The sequence below is a fragment of the Actinophytocola sp. genome (genome assembly GCF_050699915.1).
Taxonomy (GTDB): domain Bacteria; phylum Actinomycetota; class Actinomycetes; order Mycobacteriales; family Pseudonocardiaceae; genus Actinophytocola.
The window spans coordinates 1-11,095 of sequence record NZ_JBOHGA010000205.1; the positions used below are offsets into that span (position 1 = coordinate 1).

Below are 11,095 nucleotides of genomic sequence, written 5' to 3' on the forward strand. Positions count from 1 at the left end.
TCCCGCGGCCCCGCCTCGCCAGCCCGCCGCGTCCGCGACCCAGGCCGCACCGCCTCGTCAGCCGGCGGCCGCCCCTCGCCAGCCCGCCGCCCGTCGACCCGAGCCCCGCCAGCCCGAGCCCAGCACCGAACCGGCCGCCGAACCTCGCCGACCGGCGGCCTCGACCCGTCGCTCGACCTCGCCTCGCCAGCCGGCCGCTTCCGCGAGCCCGGCGGCCCCGCCTCGCCAGCCGGCCGCCGAACCGCGCAAGCCCGCCGCGGACGCCCCGCCTCCGGAGCCCGCGGTCAACGAGCCCGTCAACGAGCCCGTCACCGAGCCGGCCCCCGAGCCGACACCGGCGCCCGAGCCTGCTCCCCAGCCCGCCGTGGCGAAGGAAGAGCCGCCGAAGCCCGCGCCTCGGCGCGGCAAGGGCAAGAAGGCCCGGCCGACCGTCCCGTCCTGGGAGGACGTCCTGCTCGGCACCCGCTCGAACCGCTGAGACGCCTGGAAGGACGCCTTCCGGACGGTGAAGGTCCTGATGGGGTCCTTCCAGGCAGGTAGCCGCCTCTAAACGCGGGCGCCCGGGACGGTGTCCAGCAGGTGTAGGTCCCAGCCTTCCCGCTCGCACCAGTCCTCGGCCTCCTCGCGGGAGAGCCACGTCGAGCCCGGCGGGCGGTTCGAGCGCAGCCGGGTCCAGCCGTCCGGCGCGAGGACGTGCATCGCTCCCTCGCGCAGCGCCAGCAGCCGCCCGTCGGGGTACGCCATCGTCGACTCCGTGCGGAGAAATCGCACGGCTTCCGGTCGCGTCATGTCCAGATGATGCCGCGAACTTGACCTCCAGCGCACTGGAGGGCGCAACCTCGGGTGAGAAAACCGGATGCCGCAGGCCGTGCCCATCGCCTACCGTCGATTGGCACTCGTGGGGAGATCATGACCATTACGAACGATGCACATCAGGCTGCCCGCGGTACGAACATCGCCGCGCTGCGCCGACTTTCCCCGTACCTGAAACCGGTTCGCGCCCGGATGATCGGCTCGGGTGCCGCGGTGCTCGGCTCGCTGCTCGCCGGCCTCACCATCCCCCTGGTCATCCAGCGGATCCTGGACGGCCCGGTGGCGACCGGGGACACCGCCGACCTCGTCTGGCTCGTCGCCGTGGTCGCCGCGCTCGGCGCCACCGAGGCGATGCTGTTCTTCGTCCGGCGCCGGTTGATCTCCGGGCCGAGCACGCGGGTCGAGGCGGAGCTGCGCGACGACCTCTACCACCACCTGCAGCGCCTGCCGATCGCGTTCCACGACCGCTGGCAGTCCGGCCAGCTGCTCTCCCGCGCGGTCAGCGACCTGTCGACGCTGCGCCGGTTCATCGCGTTCGCGTTCATCTTCCTGATCGTCAACAGCATCACGCTCGTGCTCGGGCTGGTCGTGCTGTTCCTGCTGAACCCGGTGCTCGGGCTGATCTCGACGCTCTGCGCGGCACCGCTGATCCTGATCTCGACGCTGTACGAGTCGAAGTACTCGGTACTCGCCCGGCGCGCGCAGGACCAGATCGGCGACCTGACCACGACTGTCGAGGAGTCCGTGCTCGGCATCCGGGTGCTCAAGGCGTTCGGCCGCGGGCGCCATCTCGGCAAGCGGTTCGCCGCCGAGGCGCGGGAGCTGCGCCGGCTCGAGCTGCGCAAGGTGCACGTGATGGGCCTGCTCTGGGCGGCGATCATCATGCTGCCGGAGATGTCGATCGGCGGGCACCTGCTGTTCGGCACGTTCGGCATCGCCAATGGCGACATGACGGTCGGCACGCTGGTCGCGGCCGTCACGGTGGCGACCTACCTGCGCTGGCCAACCGACTCGATCGGCTGGCTGCTGGCCGAGACCAACCAGGCCGCCACCGCCGCCGCCCGGTACTGGGAGGTGCGCGACGCCGAGGTGACGATCACCGACCCGGCCCGGCCGCGCCGGCTGCCCGAGCACGCGCGCGGGCACGTGCGGTTCGAGAACGTGCACTTCGCGCACCCCGGCTCGGACACCGAGGTGCTCCGCGGCGTCACGCTCGACCTGCGGCCCGGCGAGACCATCGCACTGGTCGGCGCCACCGGCTCGGGCAAGACCACGCTCACCGCGCTGGTCGGCCGGCTCGCCGACGTGACGAAGGGGCGGGTCACCGTGGACGGCGTCGACGTGCGCGACCTCGCGCTCGACGAGCTGCGCACGGTCGTGGCCACGGCGTTCGAGGAGCCGGTGCTGTTCTCGGCCGGCGTGCGGGAGAACGTCGCGCTCGGCGCGCCGCACCTCACCGAGGCCGACGTGCGGCAGGCGCTGCGGGTGGCCTCGGCCGAGGACTTCGTGGAGAACCTGCCGTGGGGGCTGGACACCCGCATCGGCGAGCAGGGCCTCGCCCTGTCCGGCGGGCAGCGCCAGCGGCTCGCGCTCGCTCGCGCGGTGGTCGGCCGCCCGTCGGTGCTGGTGCTCGACGACCCGCTGTCCGCCTTGGACGTCCACACCGAGGCCGAGGTGGAGCACGCGCTGCGCAGCGTGCTGGCCGACGTGACCGCACTCGTGGTCGCGCATCGGCCCAGCACCGTGCAGCTCGCCGACCGGGTCGCGCTGCTCGTCGACGGCCGGATCGCCGCCGTCGGCACGCACTCCGACCTGCTGGCCGGCAACGCGGAGTACCGCCGCCTACTGTCCACAATGGACGAGAACACGCGAGACGAGGTGGTCGCATGACGGACGCGGCGCCACAGACCGAATCCTGGCGCGGGGTTGCCGCCGAGGAGGTCGAGGAGCTCGACGTCCTCGTCGGCACCCGGCTGCAGACGCGGTCGCGTCGGCTGCTCGGCTCGCTGGTCCGCCCGCGTGTCGCGACCGGCCTGTTCGCGCTCGCCCTCGTGATCGGCGAGAACCTGCTGACGCTGGCGGGACCGGTGATCATCGCGATCGCGATCGACACCGGCATCCCCGACGCCGTCGACGGCCGGACCGGCGTGCTGGCCGCGTGTGTCGGCGGCTACCTGTTCACCGGGCTCGGCTCGGCGGGGCTGCGCTTCGCGTTCCTCAAGGTGTCCGGCCGGTTCGGCCAGGACGTGCTGCTCGACCTCCGGCAGCGGATCTTCGCGCACGCACAGCGGCTGTCGCTCTCGTTCCACGAGAAGTACACCTCCGGCAAGGTCATCTCGCGGCTGACCAGCGACGTCGACTCGCTGCACGACCTGCTCGAGGACGGCCTCGACGGGCTGCTGACCGCGCTGCTGTCGGTGTTCGGCATCGCGATCATGCTGTTGGTGCTGGACGCGCCGCTGGCGTTGCTGGTGCTGGCCGGGCTGCTCCCGGTGGTGATCGTGACCCGCTGGTTCTACCTGCGCTCGCGGCAGGCCTACCGGGGCACCCGGGGCGCGATCGCCAAGATCATCGTGCAGTTCGTGGAGACCATGAACGGCATGCGGGCGGTGCAGGCGTTCCGCCGCGAGTCCCGCAACGAGTCGATCATGGCGGCGTTGAACGACCGGTTCCGCGGGGCGAACAAGGACGCGCTGGACTTCGTGGCGACGTACACGATGACCGTGCGGCTGGTCGGCAACCTCTCGCTCGCGCTGGTCCTCGGGATCGGCGCGGTGCGGGTGGTCGACGGCGGGCTGGAGCTGGGCGTGCTGACGGCGTTCCTGCTGTACCTGCGCCGGTTCTACGACCCGCTCGACGAGCTGGCGATGTTCGCGAACTCCTACACCTCGGCGATCGCCGCGCTGGAGAAGATCTCCGGAGTGCTCGAGGAGGCGCCGACCGTGGTCGACCCGGTCGAGCCGCTCGCGCTGCCGGCCGTGGACACGGGCCGGGCCGTGACCTTCACGGGTGTGGAGTTCCGCTACTCCGCAGACGGGCCGGTGGTGCTGCCGGCGTTCGACCTGGCAATTCCGGCCGGGCAGACGGTGGCCCTGGTCGGCGCGACCGGCGCGGGCAAGTCGACGATCGCGAAGCTCGTGGCCCGCTTCTACGACCCGGCGGCCGGCACGGTCGCGCTGGACGGCGTCGACCTGCGCCGGGTCGCGGACGCGGAGCTGCGGGACAACGTGGTGATGGTGACGCAGGAGAACTTCCTGTTCGCCGGCTCGGTCGCGGACAACATCGCACTGGGCCGGCCGGCCGCGGGCCGCGCGGAGGTCGAGGCGGCCGGCGCGGAGGTCGGCGCGGACGAGTTCGTCTCGGCCCTGCCCGACGGGTACGACACCGACGTGCGCAAGCGCGGCGGGCGGCTGTCCGCCGGCCAGCGGCAGATGGTGGCGTTCGCCCGGGCGTTCCTCGCGGACCCGGCGGTGCTGGTGCTCGACGAGGCGACGTCCAGCCTCGACGTGCCGACCGAGCGGGCGGTGCAGCACGCGCTGGAGTCCGTGCTCGCCGACCGGACCGCGCTGATCATCGCGCACCGGCTCTCGACCGTGCTGATCGCGGACCGGGTGCTGGTGGTCGAGGACGGCCGGATCGTGGAGGACGGCTCCCCCGAGGAGCTGATCTCCGAACCGTCCGGCGGCCGGTTCGCCGCACTGCACCGGCGGTGGCTGGAGTCGCTGGCCTGAGCTGCCTGGAAGGACGCCATGCTGACGTTCAGCGTCTTGAAGGCGTCCTTCCAGGCAGACGGCTAGAGCACGATGAACGGGAGGGCCAGCCAGCCCAGCACGAGCGCGACCGCCACGCCCAGGGCCACCCAGCGCCAGATCAGCTGGCGGCGCACCAGCCACACCGAGGGCAGCAGGCCGGCGGTGACGACCACGTTGGACCCGATCGCGAGCAGCACGTTCGTCTCGGCCAGGGTGGCCGCCAGGGTCAGCATCGTGATCAGCAGCAGCCCCAGGCTCGCCGCGGCCACGGTCAGGCCGGACAGCCATGGGACCGGCTCCGGTGGGTGCGCCAGCCGGTGCCGGTGGGCCCGCGCGGGCGGCTCGACCACCAGCTCCTCGCCGCTCAGCGGGTCGACGTAGCCGACCGGGACGCCCATCGACGCCGCCACCCGGCCGGCGAGCTGCAGGCCGCGGCGGGTGACGACCGCGCCGGCCGCGTCGCTCCCGCCGCTCGCGTTCACCTCGCTGCGCCCTACCGCGCTCGCCACCCGCGCCCACTCGTGCAGCGCGTCGGTCAGCTCAACGCCCAGCGGCAGCCGTCGCGGGTCCATCTCACGCTCGGCGACACCGTCATGACCTACCAGCACCGCACGCTCGCCGTTGGCGCGCAGCTGCACCGCCGCTCCTCTCCCCGACACAACTCACCCGAGAAAACTACCCAGCGCGTAGAAGGCGACGGCACCCGCCGTGGCGACATTCAGCGAGTCCACCCCGCCGGCCATCGGGACCCGCACGGCCGCGTCCGCGGCGGCGATCGCCTCCTCGGTCAGCCCCGGCCCCTCCGAGCCGAGCAGCACGGCGGCCTTCCCGTCGACCGGCGCCAGCGCCTCGGTGGCCGACGGCGTCATCGCCAGCACGCGGAAACCCCTGTCCCGCAACAACTTCAGTCCGCCCGGCCACGGCGACAGCGAGGTGAACGGGACGCGCAGCACGTGCCCCATCGACACCCGCACGCTGCGCCGGTACAGCGGGTCGCTGCACCCCGCGCCCAGCAGCACGCCGTCCACACCGAACGCCGCGGCGTTGCGGAACAGCGCGCCGAGGTTCTCGTGGTCGCCGACGCCCTCCAACACCGCGAGCCGCCGCGCGCCGGCCAGCACGTCCTCGATGGACAGCGCCGGCGACCGGTCGGCCACCGCGAGCACGCCGCGGTTGAGGTGGAAGCCGACGACCTCGGCCATCACCTCGGCCGACGTCGAGTACACCGGCACGGCGAGCTTCGCGAGGTCGGGGATCAGCTCCTCGAGCCGCCCCGGCACGCCGAGCACCGCGCGCAGCGGGAAGCGGGACGCGAACATCCGCCGGACGACGATCGCGCCCTCCGCGATCACCAGCCCCTTGCCGCCGGGCCGGTCGGGCCGGCGGTCGGCGGTGGTCAGGGCGCGGAAGTCGTCCACCCGCGGATCGGCTGGGTCGCGCACGTCGATCACGCCCGCATGTTCCCACAAGCTGAGAAACGCCGATCCGGTTGTTACGCCCGGAAGCCGGAAGCCTCGCACTCCGTAACAACGAGCGTGACTCACTGCACCGATTTGGCCCCTAGCAACACGTTTCCTCGTGTGTCACGGTTGAACTCCCGCGCACAAGCCGGGACCGCGAGGTCCGGCTGGGGAGGGCCGGTATGGGACAGGATGTAGCGACATACAGGTTCGACCGTTCGGACCGTCAGCGATATCGCCGCAAGGTGCAGCGTTGCCTGGACGCGCTGGCCAGGATGCTCACCGAGGGTGGCTTCTCCACGTCACCACCCCAGATGGGCCTCGAGGTGGAGCTCAACCTCGTCGACGACGGCCTGCAGCCGGCCATGACGAACGGCGTGGTGCTGGAGAAGCTGGACGACCCCTCGTTCACGACCGAGCTCGGCCAGCACAACCTGGAGCTGAACGTGCGGCCCCGGCCGCTGTCCGGCGACCAGGCCAGCGAGCTGGAGGCGGAGCTGCGCGCGGCGCTCGTCGACGCCGACATGAAGGCCCAGGACGCGGGTGCCCGGCTGGTGATGATCGGCATGCTGCCGACGTTGCGGGACGAGCACTTCCAGGCGCGGTGGCTGTCCAACAACGCCCGGTACGCCATGCTCAACGACCGGATCTTCGCCGCGCGCGGCGAGGACATGGTGCTGGCGATGGACGGGCCGGCGATTCCGGGCCAGCGCAGCGAGCGGTTGCGCAGCCGGGCCGACTCGATCCTGCCGGAGGCCGCGTGCACGTCCGCGCAGCTGCATCTGCAGGTACCGCCCGAGGACTTCGCGGCGCACTGGAACGCCGCGCAGTGCCTGGCCGGCGTGCAGGTGGCGATCGCCGCGAACTCGCCGTTCCTGCTGCGCAAGGCGCTCTGGCACGAGACCCGGATCCCGCTTTTCCTGCAGGCCACCGACACCAGGCCGGAGGAGCTGAAGAACCAGGGCGTGCGGCCGCAGGTGTGGTTCGGCGAGCGGTGGATCACGTCGATCTTCGACCTGTTCGAGGAGAATGTCCGCTATTTCCCGGGACTGCTGCCGGAGATCGACGACGAGGACCCGTTCGAGGCGCTCGACGAGGGTCGCGCGCCGAGGCTCGCCGAGCTGCGCGTGCACAACGGCACGATCTGGCGGTGGAACCGGCCGGTGTACGACCAGGTCGCCGGGGTTCCGCACCTGCGCGTGGAGAACCGGGTGCTGCCCGCCGGGCCGACCGTGGTGGACATGGTCGCGAACGCCGCCTTCTTCTACGGCGCGCAACGGGCGCTGGCGGCGGAGGAACGTCCGGTGTGGACACAGATGTCCTTCCAGGCGGCGGAGGAGAACCTCTACTCGGGCGCGCGGCACGCGTTCGACGCGCAGCTGTACTGGCCGGGCATCGGCTGGGTGCCGCCGGACGAGCTGGTGCTGCGCCGGCTGTTGCCCATGGCGCACGAGGGTTTGCGGGACTGCGGGGTGTCCGATTCGGCCCGGGAGCGGTATCTCGGCGTGATCGAGCAGCGCTGTCTCGCGCAGCGCACGGGTTCCACCTGGCAGCGCGCGACAGTTGCCCGGCTGGAGGACCGCGGGATGGACCGGGATGCCGCGCTGGTAGGGATGTTGCGGCGCTACATCGAGCTCGCGTCGTCGAACCAGCCGGTGCACACCTGGATGGTGATCTGACGCGGTCGTAGGCGACCTGGCATATTGTCGCGGTGTGCAGGAGGATGGGCACGCCACGTATGTGGTCGGCGACGTGCACGGGCATCTCGACGAGCTGCTCGCGGCGCTGGCCGATGCCGGCCTGATCGACGCCGAGGCATCCTGGTCCGGCGCGGACACCCACCTTTGGTTCCTCGGTGACTTCGTGGACAGAGGACCCGACGGCATCGGCGTGATCGACCTGGTCATGCGGCTGGCCGCGGAGGCCGAGGAGGCCGGTGGCCATATCGAGGCGCTGCTCGGCAACCACGAGATCCTGCTGCTCGGCATGCACCACTACGGCAACACCGAGGTGCCCTCCGACTTCGGCCCGCGCAGCTTCGCGCGCAGCTGGGAGATGAACGGCGGCCAGCACACCGACCAGGAGGCGCTCACCGACAAGCACATCGAGTGGCTGAGCGACCGGCCGGCGCTCGCGCTCGTGGGCGAGCACCTGCTGATGCACTCCGACACCGTCGAGTACCTGGTGTGGGGCACCGGCATCGACGAGATCAACGCCGGCATCCGGCAGGTGCTGCGGTCGGCGGACATCGTCGGATGGTGGGAGGTCTGGCGCCGCCTCACGACCCGGCACGCGTTCCGCGGCCCGCACGGCGGCGAGGTGGCCGCCCAGCTGCTCGGCGTGCTCGGCGGCGACCAGGTGGTGCACGGGCACAGCGTGATCGCCGACCAGCTCGGCGTGGCCCCGGCGCAGATCGAGACGCCCTACGAGTACGCGGACGGCCGCGCGCTCGGCGTCGACGGCGGCGTGTTCGTCGGCGGCCCGTGCCTGGTCGTGCGGCTGCCGTTCAGCGACAAGCCGGACGACGAGCTGCCCGAGGACGAGGCCGACGACACCGCCGAGATCGACACCGACACCGATGTCGACACGGACACCGACGCTGAGACCGATCTCGGCACCGAGCCGGAGGCGGAGGCCGAACTCGAGCCGGAGGCCGAGGCGGTGTCGGACACCGAGCCGGACACCGAGCCGGAGGTCGAAGCCGCGGCGGAGCCGGAGGCCGACGCTGAAGCGGAGCCGGACGCTGAGCCGGAGCCGCCGGCAGAGTCGGACGCCGAGGACGAAGCGCCGCCGAGCGCCGAAGAAGCCGTGGACTCCACGGATTCCGCGGACTCCACGGGTGAAGAGGATCGCCAAGCCGATACGTAATCGGTTTCCGCCTCGATACATACGGCGAATGCTCCCCTGACGCCACGCGGAGGCGGCCATGGCTGGTGCCTGGCGGAACCGGTACTTGGCACCGTTCTACGCGCTGGCGATCTCCTTCGTGCTCGTGCTCCTGCTCGGCTTCACCCTCGAACCACCCGAGCCGCCACCGCCGCCGGAAGAGCCCGAGCCGGAGTCGTCCATCAAGTTCTCCGCCGCGGACGAGTTTCCCGTCAGGTCGGCGATCGTGTCGTGGGGCGACGAGCAGCACAACGTCGAGAGCCCCGCAGAGCTGGCGCGGCTGAAGACCAACGAACCGGTCTTCGTGTGCGCGCAGCTGGAGAAGGGCTGGGAGGCGGTCGGCGCGGACAAGCTGGGCACCATCACCTGCTGGGGTCCGCTCGAACCACGCGAGCCGGGCGCCGACATCACCATTCGCGTCAAGGAACCGAAGTGACCCGGCCGGGCGGCGACAGCCGACAGGCCGTGGTCCTGGTCCTGACCGCGGTGTGCGGGATGGTCGGTGGCCTGCTCGCGGTCGGACTGCTGGCGGACCGCTTCGACGCGGCGAGTGTCTGGGCGCCGTTGCTGATCGTGGCCGGCGCCGGCGTTGCCGCGACCGCCGTCGCGTTCCTGCTGCTGACCACCACGACCGCGCCGCCTCGCCAACCGCAGGTGCCCCCGCGACAACACCCCGCGCCCCAGCAGCCGGCGGCCCAGCGACCCTGGTACGAGGCGAGCGCGGGCGCCAACCAGAACCCGTCCGCGGCCCACCGGCCGCCGGCCCGGACCCCGCAGGCCGCCATGGATCCGCAGCCACGAGCCGACCCCGGCCACCTCGTGCTGCCGCTGAACGACGGCGGCGCCACGGCCGAAGGGGGCGGCCGCGACTGGTGGAACCGCAGCGCCCCGGCGGCCGGTGGAACCGCAGACAACGACACCCGGCCGGCGCCGAACCTGTCGAGCTACGTCGCCGAGGGCAGCGCGCTGGTCGCGCAGTGCCCGAACTGCGGCGACTTCCGCATCGACGTCCGCCGCGCCGACCCGGCCTACGCGTTCCGCTGCCGCAACCCGCGCTGCGGCGAGGAGTGGCGCTGGACCCCGGGCACCGCGTGGCCCTCGGTCGTCGTGCGCCGGAACCTGACCGGGCGCGAGCGCGGCTGAGAAAGGTCTGAGAAAGGACACACGGATGGACGCCTACCGCCAGTCGGTCTCCCGGTCCGACCCGGGCTGCGTGGTGATCCTGCTGGACCGCTCGGACTCGATGAAGCTGCCGTGGGGACGCACCGGCGCGACGCTCGCCGAAGGCGCCGCGCTCGCGGTCAACAACATCCTGCTGGACATGTGCATCAAGGCGACGGCCGAGGTCAACGCGCCCGTGCGGCACTACTTCGACGTCGGCGTGTTCAGCTACGGCGCCCGGCTGCAGGAGCCCGGCGAGGGCGTGGAGTCCGCGTTCGGCGGGGCGCTCGCCGGGCAGGGGCTGGTCCCGTTGCCCGAGCTGGCCGAGCACCCGATGTCCGTGCGCACCGAGCCGTCGATCGACCTGATGGCGGTCAGCGCGAAGATGCCGGTCTGGGTGGACCCGGTGCACGGCTACCGCACGCCCATGTGCCAGGCGATCGCGGTCGTCGGCGGGCACGTGTTCGACTGGGCCGCGGCGCACCCGAACTCCTTCCCGCCGATCGTCATCAACATCACCGACGGCATGGTCACCGACAGCCCGTTCGACGGCGTCACGCTGGCCGACTGGGTCAAGCGGATGACCTCGATCGAGACCAACGACGGGCCCACGCTGTTCTTCAACGTGTTCCTCTCCCCCGCCGAGGTCGCCGAGATCGTGTTCCCGTCGACCCCGGCCGGCCTGCCGATACCCGGCCCGGACCTGTTCGCGCTGAGCAGCGACCTGCCCCGGCCCATGATCGAGAACGCCCGGGTGGACGGCTACGACGTCCAGGCCGGCGCCCGCGGTCTGGCGTTCAACGTCGGCCGGTCGACCCTGCTCAAGGTCCTGCAGATCGGCACCCGCGTGCCGGACCGGCCGGCGTAGGAGTCGCCGTGATCCAGGCCCGGACCGTCATCTACTACGCCCCGAAGCGCGGCAACGCCGAGGCGGAGTGGGAGGACGGCGGCGCGACCTCGCCCGGCGGAGCCGGCCGCGGCCCCCGGCTCGCGGTGGCCGACGGCGCGACGCAGGGCTTCGGG

9 protein-coding genes and 2 pseudogenes are annotated in these 11,095 nt (G+C 72.1%); 8 read left to right on the top strand and 3 right to left on the bottom strand.

Annotated elements, in window-relative coordinates; genetic code table 11:
* A pseudogene (locus ACRDSK_RS26970) lies at positions 1 to 478 on the top strand (hypothetical protein); the annotation flags it as partial.
* 68 nt (positions 479 to 546) lie between these two features.
* Here ACRDSK_RS26970 and ACRDSK_RS26975 read toward each other — a convergent pair.
* Positions 547 to 789: a hypothetical protein gene (locus ACRDSK_RS26975; RefSeq protein WP_431444111.1), complete on the bottom strand. Its 243-nt coding sequence runs from the start codon at positions 787 to 789 to the stop codon at positions 547 to 549.
* 120 nt (positions 790 to 909) lie between these two features.
* Between ACRDSK_RS26975 and ACRDSK_RS26980 the strand changes: the two genes are divergently transcribed.
* Together ACRDSK_RS26980 and ACRDSK_RS26985 are read left to right on the top strand one after the other, a co-directional pair.
* A complete protein-coding gene (locus ACRDSK_RS26980; RefSeq protein WP_431444112.1) occupies positions 910 to 2,703 on the top strand; it encodes an ABC transporter ATP-binding protein in 1,794 nt (597 codons plus the stop codon).
* Entirely contained in the window at positions 2,700 to 4,544 is a 1,845-nt protein-coding gene (locus ACRDSK_RS26985) for an ABC transporter ATP-binding protein (RefSeq protein ID WP_431444113.1), read from the top strand. The genes ACRDSK_RS26980 and ACRDSK_RS26985 overlap by 4 nt, the downstream gene beginning before the upstream one ends.
* Positions 4,545 to 4,606: 62 nt before the next feature.
* Here ACRDSK_RS26985 and ACRDSK_RS26990 read toward each other — a convergent pair whose 3' ends face one another.
* The gene (locus ACRDSK_RS26990) at positions 4,607 to 5,203 is read right to left on the bottom strand and encodes a DUF2537 domain-containing protein (RefSeq protein WP_431444114.1); all 597 of its coding nucleotides are present in this window, start codon (positions 5,201 to 5,203) and stop codon (positions 4,607 to 4,609) included.
* 24 nt (positions 5,204 to 5,227) lie between these two features.
* A complete protein-coding gene (locus tag ACRDSK_RS26995; RefSeq protein WP_431444115.1) occupies positions 5,228 to 6,034 on the bottom strand; it encodes a TrmH family RNA methyltransferase in 807 nt (268 codons plus the stop codon).
* 173 nt (positions 6,035 to 6,207) lie between these two features.
* Between ACRDSK_RS26995 and ACRDSK_RS27000 the strand changes: the two genes are divergently transcribed.
* The 5 genes and pseudogenes from ACRDSK_RS27000 to ACRDSK_RS27020 all read left to right on the top strand — a co-directional run bounded on the left by ACRDSK_RS27000 (position 6,208) and on the right by ACRDSK_RS27020 (position 10,940).
* Positions 6,208 to 7,704 carry a glutamate--cysteine ligase gene (locus ACRDSK_RS27000; protein ID WP_431444116.1) on the top strand — a complete coding sequence of 499 codons (1,497 nt, stop codon included), beginning with the start codon at positions 6,208 to 6,210 and terminating at the stop codon, positions 7,702 to 7,704.
* A gap of 34 nt (positions 7,705 to 7,738) precedes the next feature.
* Positions 7,739 to 8,551, top strand: a pseudogene (locus ACRDSK_RS27005) (metallophosphoesterase); the annotation flags it as partial.
* A gap of 400 nt (positions 8,552 to 8,951) precedes the next feature.
* The gene (locus ACRDSK_RS27010; RefSeq protein ID WP_431444117.1) at positions 8,952 to 9,347 is read left to right on the top strand and encodes a hypothetical protein; all 396 of its coding nucleotides are present in this window, start codon (positions 8,952 to 8,954) and stop codon (positions 9,345 to 9,347) included.
* On the top strand, positions 9,344 to 10,054 hold the full coding sequence (locus ACRDSK_RS27015) for a hypothetical protein (protein ID WP_431444118.1): 711 nt from the start codon (positions 9,344 to 9,346) through the stop codon (positions 10,052 to 10,054). The genes ACRDSK_RS27010 and ACRDSK_RS27015 overlap by 4 nt, the downstream gene beginning before the upstream one ends.
* A 25-nt stretch (positions 10,055 to 10,079) precedes the next feature.
* Positions 10,080 to 10,940, top strand: a complete 861-nt coding sequence (locus ACRDSK_RS27020) for a hypothetical protein (protein ID WP_431444119.1) — start codon at positions 10,080 to 10,082, stop codon at positions 10,938 to 10,940.
* The last annotated feature ends 155 nt before the right edge of the window (positions 10,941 to 11,095 follow it).